The organism is Methyloversatilis sp. (assembly GCF_030698125.1).
Taxonomy (GTDB): domain Bacteria; phylum Pseudomonadota; class Gammaproteobacteria; order Burkholderiales; family Rhodocyclaceae; genus Methyloversatilis.
In genome coordinates this window covers 189,959-206,356 of record NZ_JAUYNV010000025.1, presented here as the reverse complement: position 1 = coordinate 206,356, position 16,398 = coordinate 189,959, and the positions used below count along the sequence as shown (strand labels likewise).

General features: G+C 66.4%; 16 protein-coding genes. 10 read left to right on the top strand and 6 right to left on the bottom strand.

Annotated elements, in window-relative coordinates; genetic code table 11:
* Nucleotides 1–71 precede the first annotated feature (71 nt).
* The gene (locus Q8Q80_RS10700; protein WP_305632893.1) at nucleotides 72–1,322 is read right to left on the bottom strand and encodes a site-specific integrase; all 1,251 of its coding nucleotides are present in this window, start codon (nucleotides 1,320–1,322) and stop codon (nucleotides 72–74) included.
* Nucleotides 1,323–1,543: 221 nt separating this feature from the next.
* Here Q8Q80_RS10700 and Q8Q80_RS10695 point away from each other — a divergent pair, with 221 nt between their 5' ends.
* From Q8Q80_RS10695 to Q8Q80_RS10670, 6 genes are read left to right on the top strand one after another with little or no spacing between them, the layout of a single operon-like run.
* Nucleotides 1,544–4,360 (top strand): monovalent cation/H+ antiporter subunit A, encoded by a 2,817-nt coding sequence (locus Q8Q80_RS10695; protein WP_305632892.1) that lies wholly within the window; start codon nucleotides 1,544–1,546, stop codon nucleotides 4,358–4,360.
* Nucleotides 4,357–4,698, top strand: coding sequence for a Na+/H+ antiporter subunit C (locus Q8Q80_RS10690; protein ID WP_069040260.1), 342 nt, complete (start codon nucleotides 4,357–4,359; stop codon nucleotides 4,696–4,698). Before Q8Q80_RS10695 ends, Q8Q80_RS10690 begins: the two co-directional genes overlap by 4 nt.
* Nucleotides 4,695–6,311, top strand: coding sequence for a monovalent cation/H+ antiporter subunit D (locus Q8Q80_RS10685; protein ID WP_305632891.1), 1,617 nt, complete (start codon nucleotides 4,695–4,697; stop codon nucleotides 6,309–6,311). The genes Q8Q80_RS10690 and Q8Q80_RS10685 overlap by 4 nt, the downstream gene beginning before the upstream one ends.
* A complete protein-coding gene (locus tag Q8Q80_RS10680) occupies nucleotides 6,311–6,817 on the top strand; it encodes a Na+/H+ antiporter subunit E (RefSeq protein WP_305632890.1) in 507 nt (168 codons plus the stop codon). The genes Q8Q80_RS10685 and Q8Q80_RS10680 overlap by 1 nt, the downstream gene beginning before the upstream one ends.
* Nucleotides 6,814–7,083, top strand: a complete 270-nt coding sequence (locus Q8Q80_RS10675) for a K+/H+ antiporter subunit F (RefSeq protein ID WP_257078582.1) — start codon at nucleotides 6,814–6,816, stop codon at nucleotides 7,081–7,083. Before Q8Q80_RS10680 ends, Q8Q80_RS10675 begins: the two co-directional genes overlap by 4 nt.
* 11 nt (nucleotides 7,084–7,094) lie before the next feature.
* Nucleotides 7,095–7,457 (top strand): Na+/H+ antiporter subunit G, encoded by a 363-nt coding sequence (locus Q8Q80_RS10670; RefSeq protein ID WP_305632889.1) that lies wholly within the window; start codon nucleotides 7,095–7,097, stop codon nucleotides 7,455–7,457.
* Nucleotides 7,458–7,644: 187 nt separating this feature from the next.
* Here the strand turns inward: Q8Q80_RS10670 and Q8Q80_RS10665 are convergent, their stop codons facing one another.
* Nucleotides 7,645–8,394, bottom strand: coding sequence for a 2OG-Fe dioxygenase family protein (locus tag Q8Q80_RS10665; protein WP_305632888.1), 750 nt, complete (start codon nucleotides 8,392–8,394; stop codon nucleotides 7,645–7,647).
* Nucleotides 8,395–8,502: 108 nt separating this feature from the next.
* Between Q8Q80_RS10665 and hyi the strand changes: the two genes are divergently transcribed.
* Nucleotides 8,503–9,291, top strand: coding sequence for a hydroxypyruvate isomerase (gene hyi, locus Q8Q80_RS10660; protein ID WP_305632887.1), 789 nt, complete (start codon nucleotides 8,503–8,505; stop codon nucleotides 9,289–9,291).
* 234 nt (nucleotides 9,292–9,525) lie between these two features.
* On the opposite strand, the gene Q8Q80_RS10655 is transcribed toward hyi, so the two are convergent.
* From Q8Q80_RS10655 to Q8Q80_RS10645, 3 genes are read right to left on the bottom strand one after another with little or no spacing between them, the layout of a single operon-like run.
* Complete coding sequence (locus tag Q8Q80_RS10655; RefSeq protein ID WP_305632886.1) at nucleotides 9,526–10,356, bottom strand: substrate-binding domain-containing protein; 831 nt, start codon at nucleotides 10,354–10,356, stop codon at nucleotides 9,526–9,528.
* On the bottom strand, nucleotides 10,347–11,054 hold the full coding sequence (locus Q8Q80_RS10650) for an ATP-binding cassette domain-containing protein (protein WP_305632885.1): 708 nt from the start codon (nucleotides 11,052–11,054) through the stop codon (nucleotides 10,347–10,349). Before Q8Q80_RS10650 ends, Q8Q80_RS10655 begins: the two co-directional genes overlap by 10 nt.
* A complete protein-coding gene (locus Q8Q80_RS10645) occupies nucleotides 11,047–11,751 on the bottom strand; it encodes an ABC transporter permease (protein WP_305632884.1) in 705 nt (234 codons plus the stop codon). Before Q8Q80_RS10645 ends, Q8Q80_RS10650 begins: the two co-directional genes overlap by 8 nt.
* Before the next feature lie 146 nt (nucleotides 11,752–11,897).
* Here Q8Q80_RS10645 and Q8Q80_RS10640 point away from each other — a divergent pair, with 146 nt between their 5' ends.
* Nucleotides 11,898–12,986: a substrate-binding domain-containing protein gene (locus Q8Q80_RS10640; protein ID WP_305632883.1), complete on the top strand. Its 1,089-nt coding sequence runs from the start codon at nucleotides 11,898–11,900 to the stop codon at nucleotides 12,984–12,986.
* An 11-nt stretch (nucleotides 12,987–12,997) separates the two neighbouring features.
* On the opposite strand, the gene Q8Q80_RS10635 is transcribed toward Q8Q80_RS10640, so the two are convergent.
* On the bottom strand, nucleotides 12,998–14,188 hold the full coding sequence (locus Q8Q80_RS10635) for a GAF domain-containing protein (RefSeq protein ID WP_305632882.1): 1,191 nt from the start codon (nucleotides 14,186–14,188) through the stop codon (nucleotides 12,998–13,000).
* A 121-nt stretch (nucleotides 14,189–14,309) separates the two neighbouring features.
* Between Q8Q80_RS10635 and Q8Q80_RS10630 the strand changes: the two genes are divergently transcribed.
* Both Q8Q80_RS10630 and Q8Q80_RS10625 read left to right on the top strand, forming a co-directional pair.
* Nucleotides 14,310–15,824: an aldehyde dehydrogenase family protein gene (locus Q8Q80_RS10630; RefSeq protein ID WP_305632881.1), complete on the top strand. Its 1,515-nt coding sequence runs from the start codon at nucleotides 14,310–14,312 to the stop codon at nucleotides 15,822–15,824.
* Nucleotides 15,825–16,009: 185 nt separating this feature from the next.
* The gene (locus Q8Q80_RS10625; RefSeq protein ID WP_305632880.1) at nucleotides 16,010–16,387 is read left to right on the top strand and encodes a DUF779 domain-containing protein; all 378 of its coding nucleotides are present in this window, start codon (nucleotides 16,010–16,012) and stop codon (nucleotides 16,385–16,387) included.
* Nucleotides 16,388–16,398: the final 11 nt, after the last annotated feature.

Here is a 16,398-nt window from a genome sequence, read left to right as displayed (position 1 = left end):
TCTCCCGCCACTAGACCCGGGTGGCATCGCGATGCTTACTTCACCCGGAGAAATTTTTCGCCGCCCGTGTATCAGGGCTTCTTCAGCGCCTCCTCATCGGACGGGGTTGCCCACGGCAACTGCTGCTTCTGCGCTTCGTCATGCCAGCGTTCTTCCTCTTCGTGGATGTAGCGCTGCGTCGTGCGCGCGTCGGTATGACGGGCGTCCTTCTGCACGAAGCGTTCGTTCATGCCGCTGTCGAGCTTGGCCGTGATGCCGGTATGGCGTCCCCAGTGCGCCGAGGCGGCGCGCAGCTTTTCGCGCTTGTGTTCCGAGACCTCGGGCAGCAGATCGGCGGCGGCGTTGAACAGCTTCTTCAGGATCTGGTTCAGCCGGCGTGCGGTGATCGGGCTGCGGTCCTTGATCGACACCAGCAAGGGGGTGAGGTCGGTGCGTTTCGGCATCGCGCTGAGTCCCAGATGCTTCCGGTAGCGCACCAGCGCATGCACCATGTCGTCGGCCACCGGCACCCGGGCCTGCTTGCCGCCCTTGCCGACGACATGCCACCACCAGCGGCCGCGCTCCTCGCGAAAGCTGTTCATGCGATGCGATTCCAGCTCTCCGGCGCGCGGTGCCAGCATGTAGAGCAGGGCGGCGATGAAGCGCGCGCGCTCGTACTCGTCGCGTTCGCCCGCCGTCTCGCGCGGCAGGGCCTCGATGGCGCGGGTGACCGCGTGCCACATTTCGGCGTCGAGAAAGCGCTCGATCTTCTGCATTTCCTCGGTCTGCGCGATGACCTCGGCCGGCCCGGTCGCCGTCATGTTCAGCTTGCGCCGGCGCTGCCGGATCAGGCCGAGCGGATTGCCGGACAGATAGCCGGCGTCCACCAGATAGGCCATCAGCGAATTGATCGCCGCGATCGACGTCAGCACCGCCGAATCCGACAGCGGACCGACGAAGGGGCGCCACGCGGGCTTCACACGCGGCACCTTGGGTGCGCACCACAGCTTCGCCGGCTGGGGGTCGGCCAGAAAGTGCAGATAGCCTTCGAAGTCCTGCCGGTTCAGGCTGGACAAGGGCTTGCCGCATTCGATCAGCGACCACAGCAGCAGCCGCTCGCATTCGCGCTGGTAGATGCGGTGCGTGCCGGGCGACTGTTCGTACTCGGTCAGGAAGCAGCGGATGGCGTCGACGTCGTGGCCGGCGGTGATCTGCAGGCGCGCGGTATCGGCACGGTTGATGCCATCGTGACCGTCGAGCGCGACCGGCACCGTGATTTCGTCCAGCGGACGGATCGGAACCGGCGGTTCCGGCGTTAACGGCAGGGCGCTTTCAGTATTCATGGCGGCGTTCGGCGGGCAGTGTCGCAGGGGCAGGGCAGGTGGATGGTAACCGGCTTGAGGAACTATCCGGCGGTTGCCCGGGTCAGGTTCGCGTCAGCAAACAACGCGATCATCCGGACGGAGAAAAACGCAAGCCTGTCGCGCTCCCGCCTGTCGAGACATGCGGCGCAAACAGGTTATCCTTCGGCCGGTCCGATGCACAGCCCGACCCCGCTTCACCCATGAATCCACTTGCCACCATAGTGCTGCTGCCCCTTCTGGCAGGCACGTTGCTGTGTTTCGGCCTCGGCCGGGACAACTCGCCCGCCCGCCGCACGCTGACCGCCCTGGCGGCCGGGAGCGTGACGGTTGCCGCGCTCGCGCTGCTGCTTTCGCTCGCGCCGCAGGTACTGGCCGGTCAAACGCTGATCGCCCACACCGACTGGGTGCCATCGCTCGGCCTGTCCATCGGCTGGCGGCTCGACGGCCTGGCCCTGCTGTTTGCGCTGCTGATCACCGGCATCGGCCTGCTGATCGTCATCTACGCGCATTTCTATCTGGCGGCATCGGACCCGGCCGGCAAGTTTTACACGCTGCTGATGCTGTTCATGGCCGCCATGCTCGGTGTGGTCATGTCGGACAACATCATGCTGCTGGTGGTGTTCTGGGAACTGACCAGCGTGTCGTCCTTCCTGCTGGTCGGCTACTGGGGCCACAAGGAAGAGGCGAGGGCCGGTGCGCGCATGGCGCTGGCGGTCACCGGCGGCGGCGGTCTGGTCATGCTGGCCGGCTTCATCCTGCTCGGTCAGGTCGCCGGCACCTACGAACTGAGTGAGCTGCTGACGCGCGGCGACCTCATCAAGGCCGACCCGCTGTATCCGCTGCTGCTCGGGCTGATTCTGGTCGGCTGCTTCACCAAGAGCGCGCAGGTGCCCTTCCATTTCTGGCTGCCGGAAGCGATGGCGGCGCCGACGCCGGTATCGGCCTATCTGCATTCGGCCACCATGGTGAAGGCCGGCGTGTTCCTGCTGGCGCGGCTCTATCCGGCGCTCGGCGGCACCGACCTGTTCGAGGGCGTGGTCGCCAGCTTCGGTCTCGCCACGGTCGCCTTCGCCGCCTGGGTGGCGATTTTCAAGCACGACATGAAGGCGCTGCTCGCCTACTCGACGGTCAGCCACCTCGGCTTCATCACCTTCCTGATCGGGCTGGGCTCGCCGCTGTCGGCGGTGGCCGCGGTGTTCCATGTGCTGAATCACGCCACCTTCAAGGCGGCGCTGTTCATGAGCGCCGGCATCATCGACCACGAAACCGGCACGCGCGACCTGCGCCGTCTCGGCGGCCTTTACCGGCTGATGCCCTGGACGGCCACGTTCGCCATGACGGCCGCCGCGGCGATGGCCGGCATTCCGCTGTTCAACGGTTTCCTGTCGAAGGAAATGTTCTTCCACGAAGCGGTCGAGTCGACGCTGCCGTGGGGCGTGGCGGTGCCGGTGATCGCCACGCTTGCCGGCATCTTTTCGATGGCCTACTCGGTGCGACTGGTGCATGCCACCTTCTTCAATGGCGCACCGAAGGATCTGCCGCCGGACGCGCACCCACATGACCCGCCGATCGGCATGCTGGCGCCGGTCGCGCTGCTGGCTGTGCTGTGCGTCGTCGTCGGTGTGTTGCCGGCCGTGACCTACGGCCCGCTGGTTCAGGTCGCAGCCAGTGCATTGCTCGGCACCGCGCCGCCCGAGTATCACCTGGCGATCTGGCACGGCTTCAATCTGCCGCTGCTGATGAGCGCCATTGCAGTGGCGGGCGGTCTGGCGCTGTATTTCACGCTGCAGAAATCGTTCGGCCTGCCCGGCTACACACCGCAGCGCTGGTCAGGCAAAGCCAGCTTCACCTGCCTGATGGACAGCCTGTTCGCCCTCGCCGCCCGGCTCACCGGCCGCATCGAAAACGGCTCTCTACAGCGCTCGCTGGCGCTGATGGTGCTGCTGGTGCTGATACTGGCGGTGGCGCCTTTCGGCGCGGCAGACAGACTGCCGGAAGCCGGCAGCCGCACATTGCTCGACGCACCGCCACTGGCCATCGTCGTGTGGGCGTTGCTGCTCGCAGCGGGTGCAGCACTGGTGTGGACGCACCACGCACGCTTCCAGGCCGTCGTGCTGACCGGCGTCGTCGGCCTCGTGACCGCGCTTACGTTCGTCGCGCTGTCAGCGCCCGATCTGGCACTGACCCAGCTGTCGGTCGAAGTGGTGTCCACGGTGCTGCTGCTGATGGGGCTTGCGTTGCTGCCGCAGACCTCGCCGCGCGAATCGACGTCGCTGCGCCATGGCCGTGACGCCGCGCTGGCGCTGGCAGCCGGCGGCGGCGTGGCGGCGCTGGCCTGGCTGATGCTGACGCGTGACCATTCGTCGATCTCCTGGTTCTTCCTCGACAACACCTTGCCCGGCGGCGGCGGCACCAATGCGGTGAACGTCATCCTGGTCGATTTCCGCGGCTACGACACCTTCGGTGAAATCACCGTGCTCGGCATTGCCGCGCTGGGCGCGCTGGCGCTGCTCGATGGCCTGCGCGTGAAGCGGCCGACCGTCGATACGGCCGGGCGTGCATGGACCTTCGAACAGCAGCCACTGATGCTGCGCGTGGCGGCACGCATCGTGCTGCCGCTGGCGCTGGTCGTATCGGCCTACATTTTCTGGCGCGGCCACAACCTGCCGGGTGGCGGCTTCATCGCCGGCCTGGTCACCGCGGTGGCGCTGGTGCTCCAGTTCATGGCGCTCGGTCAGGCGCGTGCCGAATCGGTGCTGCATGGTGCGGCCGGGCGGCGCTTCAGCCGCTGGATCGGCAGCGGCCTCGCGATCGCCGGGCTGACCGGTGTCGGCGCCTTCGTGTTCGGCAAACCGTTCCTGACCAGCGCGCACGGACACCCGACGGTTGCGGTGCTGGGCGAACTGCCGCTGGCCAGCGCAGCCGTGTTCGACCTCGGGGTGTACATCACCGTGGTCGGTGCAACGCTGCTGATGCTGTCGGTGCTGGGCGCCGCCAGCAAGGAGAGTCACGGATGAATGTGAGCATGGAATTTCTGGTCGCCAGCGGCATCGGCTGGGTCACCGCCTGCGGTGTGTTCCTGATGCTGCGCGGCCGCAGCTTTCCGGTCGTGCTCGGCCTGACGCTGATCGGCTATGCGGTGAATGTGTTCATCTTCGCGATGGGCCGGCTGTGGACCGGTGCGCAACCCATCATCGGCAACGGCGAGGTGGTGGCCGATCCGCTGCCGCAGGCACTGGTGCTGACCGCCATCGTCATCGGTTTCGCGACGACCGGTTTCGTCATCGAACTGGCACTGCGCAGCCATCATGAGTCGGGTACCGACCAGGTCGACGGCAAGGAGCCTGGCGCATGAGCATGTTCAGCCTGATTTCGCCGCATCTGCCGGTGCTCACCGTGCTGCTGCCTGCCTTCACTGCGATGTTGCTGGTGCTGATCGGCGACAGTCGCGAACGCCTGGTGCTGGCGCGGCGCATCGCGCTGGCTTCGGTCACGCTCGGCCTGCTGCTGGCGCTCAAGCTTGCGCTCGATGCGAATGGCGGCGAGTTGCGCGTGTATCGCGTCGGCGACTGGCCGGCTCCGTTCGGCATCGTGCTGGTGGTCGACCGGCTGTCGGCGCTGATGCTGGTGCTCACGCAGGCGGTCGCGCTGCCGGTGCTGCTGTATGCGAGCGGCGGCTGGGACAGTCACGGCCGGCATTTCCACGCGCTGATCCAGTTCCAGCTGATGGGTCTGTGCGGCGCCTTCGTCACCGGTGACCTGTTCAACCTGTTCGTGTTTTTCGAAGTGCTGCTGATCGCCTCCTACGTGCTGCTGGTGCATGGTCAGGGCAAGGAGCGCTTCCGGGTCGGCGTGCACTACGTGGCGATCAATCTTGCCGCGTCGGCGCTGTTCCTGATCGGTGTGGCACTGATCTATGCGGTCACCGGCACGCTGAACATGGCCGATCTGGCGCAGCGCGTGCCGCTGGTCAACGGCGACGAGGCGCTGGTGCTGAAGGCGGCGGCGCTCATCCTGCTGGTGGTATTCGGTGTCAAGGCAGCGATGCTGCCGCTCTACCTGTGGCTGCCGGCGACCTATGCCGCGGCCAGCGCGCCGGTGGCGGCACTGTTCGCGCTGATGACCAAGGTCGGCGTCTACAGCATCGTGCGCGTGCACGGCGTCATTTTCGGCGCCGAGGGTGGCGCCTCGGCGCTGGTGGCCGAGCCCTGGCTGCTGCCGCTGGCGCTGGGTACCAGCGCGCTGGCCGTGTTCGGCGCGCTGGCCGCGCAGACACTGCCGCGGCTGGTCGCCTATCTCACGATCGCGTCGGTCGGCACGATACTGGCATCGCTCGGACTGTTCAGCACGGCCGCCTGGTCTGCCGCGATGTATTACATGGCACACAGCACGCTGGTCATCGCCGCACTGTTCCTGCTGGTCGAACTGGTCGCTTCGCAGCGCGGCGACGCCGACAGCCGGCTCGAGCCCGGCGCGCCGGTGGCGCAACCGGTGCTGCTCGGTCTGATGCTGCTGCTGGCCGCCGCGTCGGCCGCCGGCCTGCCGCCACTGCCCGGCTTCATCGGCAAGCTGATGGTGTTGCAGGCGTCCAGCGGTCACGATGCGCAGGTGTGGATCTGGATCGTCGTGCTGTCGGTCGGTTTCCTGACGCTGGTCGGGCTGGCGCGCGCCGGCAGTCTGCTGTTCTGGAGCACGCGCCCCGAGTTGGCGGGCACCGGTACCGCCGCGGGCGCCAGCAGCAAGCTGGTGTTCGCCACGATCGCACTGCTGGTTGGCGGCGTTGCCATGACCGTGCTGGCTGATCCGCTCAAGCGCTACACCGATGCCGCGGCCGCACAGCTGACCGACCATCGCGCCTACGCGCTCGGCGTGCTGGGCGGCGAGGGCGTCGACACCACGCGGCCCTATGTTTTCCCGCGACCGGCGGCAGGCGGTCCGGCGGGGCAGGGCACGGAAGGAGAGCCGTGATGGCGACTGGAACATCCCACCCGAAGCGCTGGCTGGCGCACCCTTTCATGTCGGCCACCATCGCTGCCAGCTGGCTGCTGCTGCAGCAGTCGTTCGCCGTGCCGCAACTGATTACCGCCGCGGTGCTCGCGCTGGTGTTGCCACGCGTACTGGCGGGTTTTCTCGGACCGCAGGTGAAGGTGTCGTCGTGGGCGACTGTCGTGCGCTTCACCGGCATCGTGCTGTGGGACATCGTGGTGTCCAACATCACGGTCGCGAAAATCGTGCTCAATCCGGCGCGCGAACCGCGGCCCGCCTGGGTGCCGGTGTCGCTGGACATCCGGCATCCGAACGGAATTGCCTTGCTGGCGACCATCATCACGACCACACCGGGCACGGTGTCGTGCGTGATCGACGAGGACCGCCACGAAATCCTGGTGCATGCGCTCGACTGCACTGACCCGGCCGCGCTGGCGCAGGACATCAAGAACCGTTACGAACGACCGCTGCGGGAGATTTTCGAATGATGCCGCTGGCTCTCGACATTGCCGTCGCCGCCGTTGCACTGGCCATGTTGCTGTGCGCATTCCGCCTGTTCCGTGGTCCGGAGGTGACCGACCGCCTGCTGGCGCTCGATACGCTCTACATCAATGTGGTGGCGCTGGTCGTGCTGCTGGGCATCCGCCAGCAGACCGAACTGCTGTTCGAGGCGGCGTTGATTGTCGCCATGCTGGGTTTCGTGTCGACGGTGGCGCTGGCGCGCTACCTCACACGCGGCGACGTGATCGAGTAAGGCATCTATATATGGACACCCTGCATCCGCTGGTCGACGCCCTGATATCGCTGATGCTCGTCATCGGCGCGCTATTCACGCTGGTCGGCGGCATCGGTCTGGCGCGCTTCGGCGATTTCTTCATGCGCCTGCACGCACCGACCAAAGCCACGACGCTGGGCGTTGGTGGCGTGCTGATCGCCGCGATGATCTACAGCTGGGCCAGCGGCCGCTTCGGCGTGCCCGAACTGCTCATCACCTTGTTCCTGTTCATTACCGCGCCCGTATCAGCCAATCTGATGGCCAAGGCCGCGCTGCATCTGAAGGTGCAATCAAAGGCAGGTCGTCCGGCGGTCTTCGACGACGGCGCGGAAACCCCGGGCAAGCAAGGCTGAGCGGGCCAACAGGTTTCTGCAAGCACTCGCAGCCCGAATCCTTAAGTTCTGAAAATTACTGTTTTCAGAAGTTAAAAGAATTGTCGACGGAGTATCCGCATCTGCGCTCCGCAACGGTACGCGTGCCCGAACAACCGGCTGCGACCGGTCGCAGCCCTTCACGACGGCTGCGCGAAGTTCGTGCCGTTCAGCGCATCGCGCGCCGGTAGGTCACCACCAGCACATCGCGCCAGGCCGGTTTCAACGGGTCCAGCGGATGGATCGGCGTTACGCCATGGAGCGCACGCTGATCATTGACCAGCGCCGCGTCGCACGGCGCGGTCAGCGTGAAGCTGTCCAGCGGAGCGCCTTCGGGCGAGAAGATTTCGGTGGTGCCGCTTTCGACGTTCTCGCGCCGCACCATCATCACCAGAACGAAATCGACGCCGTCGCGATGCACGCCTTCCGGTGTCGGCTTGCCGGCCCCGTCGGGCAGTGCCTCGATGCGGAACTGGTGCACTTCGATGTGCGCCGGCGCGCCCGGATGCAGGCGCTGGAACACGCCCAGGCCGAGCCGGATCGCGGTCTGCATGGTCGCGCCCTGCATCACCTCGGGTGCGATCGGTGCGAAATGGCGTGCGACGCCACCATTCAGGTTGTTGTAGTCGAGGCTCTGGTAATGCGGCTGATGTGGCTCGAGCACCGCGTCGAGACTGTCGGCCGGCGCGCTCAGCACCGCGTAACGCCGGCGGCGGTAGCGGCCGCCGTCCGCCATGTAGGTATCGCGCTCCAGCGAGCCCCAGCTGGCGGCAAAACGGTCCCAGTCGCTGTTCCAGCCTGCTTCGAGGCTGGCCAGACCGTTTTTCGTGTGATCGGCCGGCAGGAAGCAGAAATCATGCGTGGCGATGCATTCCGCGAGGGCATGCGGATCGTCGCCGTGGGTGGTGTGTGCGGGCATGAACGGGGCCGGGCGAAAAAACGCGAAGCCGCAGACGATACTCCGCGCGACCGGACAACGCATGTCCGCCGCCAATTAGAATCATGGCTTCGCCTGGAATGACGTCACATGCCCCGCTTCTGCGCCAACCTGTCACTGTTGTTCACGGAGCAGCCCTTCGTCGGGCGCTATGCCGCCGCTGCGCGCGCCGGGTTCACCGGTGTCGAATGCCACTTTCCTTACGGCGTGCCAGTCGAGGCACTGGCCGACGAATTGCAGGCCCACCAGCTCGAACAGGTCCTGTTCAATCTGCCCCCCGGCAACTGGCCCGCCGGCGAGCGCGGCATTGCATGCCTGCCGGACCGGGTGGATGAATTCGAAGCGGGGGTCGGGCAAGCACTTGATTACGCGCGCGTGCTGGGTTGCCGGCGCATCAATTGCCTGGCCGGTCTGGCGCCGGACGGCGCGGACCGTACGGAACTGCTGGCAGTACTGGAACGCAACCTGCGCTTCGCCGCGCGCGCGCTGTCGCGCGAGGGCATCGAACTGATGGTCGAACCGATCAATACACGCGACATGCCGGGCTTCCTGCTGAACCATTCGGCCGAAACGCTGGCGCTGATCGAACGGGTCGGCGAGCCGAATGTGAAGCTGCAGTACGACGTCTATCACATGCAGATCATGGAAGGCGACCTCGCCCGCACGCTGCAACGCGAACTCGCGCGCATCGGCCACGTGCAGATCGCCGACAACCCCGGCCGCCACGAACCGGGCAGCGGCGAGATCAATTACCCCTTCCTCTTCGACTGGCTCGATCGCATCGGCTACACCGGCTGGGTCAGCGCCGAATACATTCCCGCCGGCGACACGGAGGCCGGCCTGGGCTGGATGCGGGCCTGCGCCCATGTCGGAGGGTGACCGGGCCGAGTGCGTTGTTGGGCATCGCTGCGCTCACCCCAACCTACGGTCGGTGCCGGGGGCCGGTGTTTCGCTCAGCCCGACCTGCGGTGGGTAGCGGGAGCGAGGTGCTGGCGGGGTCGTAGGTTGGGGTGAGCGCAGCGATGCCCAACATCCACTCCCTCACCCCGCCCCCATCGTAGGTTGGGGTGAGCGCAGCGATGCCCAACACCCCCGTCCCAGATCGGCAGCGCCCTACTTCACTGCGTTCGGGAAGAACAGCTGCTGGCCGTCTATCCTGTAGTCGGCGATGGCGGCCTGGCCGTCGGCCGACACCACCCACTCGATGAACGCCTGACCATCGGCCTTCTTCACGTGCGGGTGCTTGTCCGGATTGACCAAAATCACGCCGTACTGGTTGAACAGGCGCTTGTCGCCCTCGACCGACACGGTCAGGTCGGCGCGGTTCTTGAACGACAGCCAGGTACCGCGGTCGGCCAGGATGTAGGCGTTCATCGATGCCGCGGTGTTGAGCGCCGCGCCCATGCCGGAGCCGGTGTCGCGGTACCAGGCGCCCTTCGCCGCGTCGAGGTCGACGCCAGCCGCCTTCCACAGCCGCAACTCGGCGGCATGCGTGCCACTCTTGTCGCCGCGCGATACGAACGGCGCCTGCGCCGCCTGTATCGTCTTCAGTGCTTCGGTGATGTCCTTGCCGCCACCGACCTTGGCCGGGTCCGATTTCGGTCCGACCAGGATGAAATCGTTGTACGTGACCTCCTGGCGCTTCACGCCGAATCCTTCGGCGATGAATTTCTCTTCCGCCACCTTGTCATGCACGAACACGACGTCGGCGTCGCCGCGACGTGCCATGTCCAGCGCCTGACCGGTGCCGAGTGCGACCACGCGCACCTCGATGCCGGTCTTCGCCTGGAACGCCGGCAGCAGGTGCTTGAACAGGCCCGACTGTTCGGTCGAGGTGGTCGACGACACGGTGATGAAGCGGTCGGCTGCGCTGGCGAACGGGGCGCCCATCGCGATGGCGGCAGCCACCGCGGAGGCGATGAAGGAACGGCGGATCAGGTCCATGAAAGCTCTCCTCTGAGGTAATTCCCGGCTTCGGCCGAGCGTGGTGACGCAAAGAATTCAGCGACCGGCGTGTGTTCGGTGATGCGTCCGGCGTCGACGAACACGACGTCGTCGGCCAGGCGACGCGCCTGACCGAGGTGATGGGTGACCATGACGATGCTGCAGCCTTCGTCGGCGATGACGCGGATCAGCCGCTCGACTTCGGCCGCTGCACCCGGGTCGAGACTGGCAGTCGGCTCGTCGAGGAACAGCACGCGCGGGCGCAGCGCCCAGGCCCTGGCCAGTGCGGCGCGCTGCTGTTCGCCGCCGGACAGCACGCGCGCCGGCCGGTCGGCCAGCGCGGTCAGGCCGACACGCTCGAGCACGTCGAGCGCGCGCGCGCGCCGCGCGGCCGACGGCACGCCGGCCAGATCGAGCGCATAGATGACGTTCTCCAGCACACTGCGCCGCAGCATGATCGGCCGCTGGAACACCATGGCCTGCGCCGGGCGGCCGCTGCCTCCGTTCCACAGGATGCGGCCGGCGCTCGGTTCGATGAGCCCGTGCATCAGACGCATCAGCACGCTTTTGCCGGCGCCGTTGGGACCGAGGATGAGCGTGCGCCGCCCTGCTTCGATGCGCAGCGACACGTCGCGGATGAGCGTGCGGTCGCCTGCGTCGTAGCGCAGTGCGTCGAGCGTGAGGAGCGCGTCAGCCATAACGACGCACCGCCCATTCGCGCACTGCGTGCGCCAGCGCATTGAGCAGCAGCACGATGGCAATCAGGATGAAACCGAGCGCCAGCGCAAGCGGCAGGTCGCCCTTGCTGGTTTCGAGTGCGATGCTGGTGGTCATGACGCGGGTGACGCCGTCGATGTTGCCGCCGACGATCATCACCGCACCGACCTCCGCCACCGCCCGGCCGAGTCCGGCCAGCACCGCAGTGCTGAGCGAGAAGCGGGTATCGACCAGCAGGGTGAAGGCGGCACGTGGCGTCGAGGCACCGAGCGAACGCAGCTGTTCTTCGTAGTCGCGCCACGCGTCGGCGACGATCTGGCGCGACAGCGCGGCGACGATGGGTGTGATCAGCACCACCTGCGCGATCACCATCGCGGTCGGCGTAAACAGCAGGCCGAAGGAACCGAGCGGGCCGGCGCGCGAAAGCAGCAGGTAGACCAGCAGCCCGATCACCACCGGCGGCAACCCCATCAGGCCGTTCAGGATGACGGTCAGCGGCTTGCGACCCGGAAAGCGCCCGACCGCCACCGCTGCGCCGATCGGCAGGCCGATGCAGGACGCGAGAAACACGGCCGTCAGGCTGACCTGCAGGCTGAGCGCCACGATGCCCAGCAGTTGTGGATCGCCGGCGAGCACCAGCCCGCCTGCGGTCACGAAGCTTTCGCCGAGCGTGCTCATGCCGGTCCGGATACCGATGCACCCGCTTGCAGGCGCGTCAGTCGGTCGGTCAGGCGTCGCCAGCGAAAACCCATTATCTGCATTCGGAAACACATAAGATCGACATAAGATCGCGGAAGCTATCGCCACACGACAAGGTTTCCTATATGTCTGAAAATGCCGTAACCACACCGCGGCTCGGGATCGAGTGGGATTTCGGTCCCGATGCACCGGCCGGCATCGGCCGGCTGCTGTCGCTGCTCGCCGCGATCGAAATGACCGGTTCGATCGCCGCTGCGGCGCGCCACGGCGGATTTTCGTATCGCAACGCCTGGGGGCTGATCAACGCCTGGCAGGGGTACTTCGGCCAGACGCTGATTTCGACCGCGCGCGCCAGTGGCTCGACGCTGGACGACTTTGCCCGCCAGTTGCTGGCCGTCGACCGCGATGCCCGGCAGTCGCTCGCCGCCGCGCTGCACACGGCCAGCCAGCCGATGCGCGCACTGCCCCGGCACGCATCCAGTGGTGTCGCGGGCGCACTGCGCATCGCTGCCAGCCATGATCCGCTGCTGAACGACCTGATCCGCCAGCTGCGCCACGACGGCGGCAGCGCAAGCTTGAGCACGCACGGCAGCCTGGAAGCGCTGCTTGCGCTGGCTGCGCGCCGCTGCGACATCGCCGGCTTTCACTGCCCGATCGGCGAACTGGGTCGCGACATCTGGGCGCTCTACCTCGCGCAGCACGGCTTGCCGCGGCTGCGCCTGCTCGGCTTCGCGCGCCGCACGCAAGGTTTGATCCTCGCCCGTGGCAATCCCCGGGGCGTGCGCGGGCTGAGCGATCTGTCGCGTGCCGACCTGCGCTTTGTGCATCGTCAGCCCGGCGCCGGCACGCGGCTCGCGTTCGACCAGCTGGCGCGTCAGGCGGGGCTCGATACCCGGGCGCTGAACGAGGGCGACGAAGAGCACACCCATGCCGCGGTGGCGGCACTGATCGCCAGCGACGAGGCTGATGCGGGCCTGGGCCTGGAGGCCTTCGCGCGACGACTGGGCCTGGAATTCCTGCCGCTGTTCGAGGAAATGTACTTTCTGGCGTTGCGCGACGGCCCGGCCTCTCGTCGCACGCTGGACGTGCTGGGCAGCCTGCTGCGCCGGCCCGACTGGCAGGCACGGGCGCAGGACATGAGCGGCTATTCGCTCGACGATGCGGGCGTCGAATACGACGTGCCGGAGGCCGAACGACTGCTGTTCGGCCTTTGATGCCCTGCCCGTCAGCGCTGGCTGTCGCGTGTCTGCAGCAGCCGCGCACGCACCGGGTGGTCGCCCGGCAACAGTTCGACCAGCCGCTCCACCGCGTCGACCGCTTCGGGCGACTGACCGAGATGGGTCAGCAGCAGGTCCGGGTCGTCGATGCGGAAGATGGCGTCCGACAACCGTGATTCGAGGCAGTCGCGCCAGGTGCGCAGCAGCGGGCTTTCGGTGCGCGGCAGAAAGTCGCCGCGATAGCCGGCCAGCGCGGCCTCGACGCGACCGGCATTCAGCGCCTGTTCCAGATCCATGAAGTCGGCCTGCCAGTTCACCAGCAGGCGATAGGGGCGTGAGCCGATCGCCCCGCCAAGCCGTTCGCGCAGTTGCGACACTTCGGTCTTCAGCGTGGCTGCACCGACCGTGCGGTCGCCGTAGATGGCCGCGTGCAGCCGTTCCAGATCCATGCCTTCCGGATGCAGTGCCAGCAGGCAGAGGATTTCCATCTGCCGCGGCGACAGCGGCAGCACCTTGCCGTGTATCGAGGCCTGCGGTGTGCCGAGCATGCGCAGGCGCAGTACCGGCGCCTGGCTGACCACTTGCAGGGCCTGCGACACCCGCTCGGCGAAATGTTCGACCGCATGCAGCGCCAGCGGCGAGTGGCGGTTCCAGGTGGTCGACAGGTCGACCACGCCCATCACCTCGCCGCTGATCGTGTCGCGCACCGGGGCGGCATAGCACACCCAGTCCTGCACCGCCGGAATGAAATGTTCGGCCGAAAACACACTTGCCGGTCGCCGATGACGCAGCGCCAGCGCCAGCGCATTGGTGCCGACCGAACGTTCGTCCCAGCGGCCACCGGGCACGAAGTGCACGCGCTCGGCGCGGTTGCGCATGCTGCGGCTGCAACCGGTCCACAGCAGGCGGCCATCTGCGTCGCTGACCGCTGCCACCATGCCGCTTTCGATCGCCACCGTTTCCAGCTCGTCGACGCAGGCGACCAGCGCCTGGCCGTAGGCGGAACCGGTCCAGTCCGGCGCGGTGTCGTCGAGCGGTGCCGCCGAGCAGGTTTCGGACACGACTTCGCGCGAACGTTGCCACGAGCCGGCAATGTCCATGCCCACCACGACGATGTGTTCGCCGGTGCTGCGCTCACCGCGCCGCAGCGATTCGATGCGCCGCCGGCGATCCGCAAGCCGGCCTGCCGTATTGTTCATATGCCTCCTCCACCTACCGGATACCTACCCCGCACGGACTAGCGTGCAGGCCGACCCTGTGTTCTTGTGCCGCGCATTCGACGTCGGCCGCAGGGCAACCGATCATTCGAGGAGACAGATAATGCGCTACGCCGACCCCGGTCAACCCGGTTCCAAACTCACTTTCAAGGCCCGCTACGACAATTTCATCGGCGGCGAGTGGGTACCGCCAGTTGAAGGCCAGTACTTCGACAATACGACACCGGTCACCGGCAAGGTGTTCTGCCAGGTTGCCCGTTCGCAGGCCGCCGATATCGAACTGGCGCTGGACGCCGCCCACAAGGCGCGCGAAGGCTGGGCACGCACTGCGCCGGCGCAACGCGCCGCCGTGCTGTTCAGGATCGCCGACCGCCTCGAAGCCAACCTCGAGTTGCTGGCCGTCGCCGAAACCTGGGAAAACGGCAAACCGGTGCGAGAAACCCTGGCGGCCGACATCCCGCTCGCGATCGACCACTTCCGCTATTTCGCCAGCTGCATCAGGGCGCAGGAAGGCGCGCTGTCGGAAATCGACGAAACCACCGTTGCCTACCATTTCCACGAACCGCTGGGCGTTGTCGGCCAGATCATTCCGTGGAACTTCCCCATCCTCATGGCTGCGTGGAAAATCGCCCCGGCTCTGGCTGCGGGCAACTGCATCGTGATGAAGCCGGCGGAACAGACCCCGGTCAGCCTGCTCGTCCTGATCGAACTGATCCAGGACCTGCTGCCGCCGGGCATCCTGAACATCGTCAACGGCTTCGGCATCGAAGCCGGCAAGCCGCTGGCCACCAACAAGCGCATCGCGAAGATCGCCTTCACCGGCGAAACTACGACCGGCCGACTGATCATGCAATATGCTTCCCAGAACATAATCCCCTCGACCGTGGAGCTGGGCGGCAAGTCGCCGAACGTGTTCTTCGACGACGTGATGGACGCCGACGACGACTACTTCGACAAGTGCCTCGAAGGTTTCGCGATGTTCTCGCTGAACCAGGGCGAAGTGTGCACCTGCCCGAGCCGTGCGCTGGTCCAGGAAAACATTGCTGACAAGTTCATCGAGCGCGCCATTGCCCGCGTGAACAAGGTGCGCGGCGGTCACCCGCTGGACACCGACACCATGATCGGCGCCCAGGCCAGTTCCGACCAGCACGAAAAGATCCTGTCGTACATCGACATCGGTCGCAAGGAAGGCGCGGAAGTGCTGACCGGCGGCAGCGTGCGCAAGGAAGCGGAAGCGGGCGGCTACTACATCCAGCCGACCGTGCTGAAGGGGCACAACAAGATGCGCGTGTTCCAGGAAGAAATCTTCGGGCCGGTGCTGGCGCTGACCACCTTCAAGGACGAAGCCGACGCGCTGGCCATCGCCAACGACACGCTGTACGGTCTGGGTGCCGGCCTGTGGTCGCGTTCGGTGCATCGCACCTACCGCATGGGCCGCGCCATCCAGGCCGGCCGCGTATGGACCAACTGCTATCACCTGTATCCGGCGCATGCTGCGTTCGGTGGTTACAAGCAGTCGGGCATCGGCCGCGAAAACCACAAGATGATGCTGGACCACTACCAGCAGACTAAGAACCTGCTGGTGAGCTACTCGACGAAGGCGCTCGGATTCTTCTGATCCTGCGAGGGGGCAGCTCGGTCCGGATCGCCGCGGCAAGGTGAGCCGGATCGGTGAAGGGGCGGACGGTGCAGATCGTTCGCCTCTTCGTCCATCCGGAATGGTTATATTTATAAAAATATACAATTAATCATTGATTTGCATCGATTATCTCGATTCAACTTCATGATTTGCGAGGCAACATCATGGTGACCCGCGTATCCGCCACACCGCTGGCGCTGGACTGGATAGAGCGGCTGGCGCGCAAGCACGGCCCGCTGATGTTCCATCAGTCGGGTGGCTGCTGCGACGGCAGCGCGCCGATGTGCTATCCGCAGGGCGAATTCACGCTCGGCAGTTCCGATGTGCAACTGGGCGAAATCGGCGGCATGCCGTTCTGGATGAGCGAATCCCAGTTCGAGTACTGGCAGCACACCCATCTGATCATCGACGCGGTGCCCGGGCGGGGCGCCGGCTTTTCGATCGAATCACCGGAAGGCATCCGCTTCCTGACCCGCTCGCGGCTGTACGAGCCGCACGAGGAAGCCGAACTGGTGCTGCTGGGCGCGCCGGCGCACGGCTGACGCCGCGCCCG

Coding starts and splice junctions, on each gene's coding strand:
- Q8Q80_RS10700 (WP_305632893.1), bottom strand. CDS start 1,322: ATGAATACTGAAAGCGCCCTGCCGTTAACGCCGGAACCGCCGGTTCCG.
- Q8Q80_RS10695 (WP_305632892.1), top strand. CDS start 1,544: ATGAATCCACTTGCCACCATAGTGCTGCTGCCCCTTCTGGCAGGCACG.
- Q8Q80_RS10690 (WP_069040260.1), top strand. CDS start 4,357: ATGAATGTGAGCATGGAATTTCTGGTCGCCAGCGGCATCGGCTGGGTC.
- Q8Q80_RS10685 (WP_305632891.1), top strand. CDS start 4,695: ATGAGCATGTTCAGCCTGATTTCGCCGCATCTGCCGGTGCTCACCGTG.
- Q8Q80_RS10680 (WP_305632890.1), top strand. CDS start 6,311: ATGGCGACTGGAACATCCCACCCGAAGCGCTGGCTGGCGCACCCTTTC.
- Q8Q80_RS10675 (WP_257078582.1), top strand. CDS start 6,814: ATGATGCCGCTGGCTCTCGACATTGCCGTCGCCGCCGTTGCACTGGCC.
- Q8Q80_RS10670 (WP_305632889.1), top strand. CDS start 7,095: ATGGACACCCTGCATCCGCTGGTCGACGCCCTGATATCGCTGATGCTC.
- Q8Q80_RS10665 (WP_305632888.1), bottom strand. CDS start 8,394: ATGCCCGCACACACCACCCACGGCGACGATCCGCATGCCCTCGCGGAA.
- hyi (WP_305632887.1), top strand. CDS start 8,503: ATGCCCCGCTTCTGCGCCAACCTGTCACTGTTGTTCACGGAGCAGCCC.
- Q8Q80_RS10655 (WP_305632886.1), bottom strand. CDS start 10,356: ATGGACCTGATCCGCCGTTCCTTCATCGCCTCCGCGGTGGCTGCCGCC.
- Q8Q80_RS10650 (WP_305632885.1), bottom strand. CDS start 11,054: ATGGCTGACGCGCTCCTCACGCTCGACGCACTGCGCTACGACGCAGGC.
- Q8Q80_RS10645 (WP_305632884.1), bottom strand. CDS start 11,751: ATGAGCACGCTCGGCGAAAGCTTCGTGACCGCAGGCGGGCTGGTGCTC.
- Q8Q80_RS10640 (WP_305632883.1), top strand. CDS start 11,898: ATGTCTGAAAATGCCGTAACCACACCGCGGCTCGGGATCGAGTGGGAT.
- Q8Q80_RS10635 (WP_305632882.1), bottom strand. CDS start 14,188: ATGAACAATACGGCAGGCCGGCTTGCGGATCGCCGGCGGCGCATCGAA.
- Q8Q80_RS10630 (WP_305632881.1), top strand. CDS start 14,310: ATGCGCTACGCCGACCCCGGTCAACCCGGTTCCAAACTCACTTTCAAG.
- Q8Q80_RS10625 (WP_305632880.1), top strand. CDS start 16,010: ATGGTGACCCGCGTATCCGCCACACCGCTGGCGCTGGACTGGATAGAG.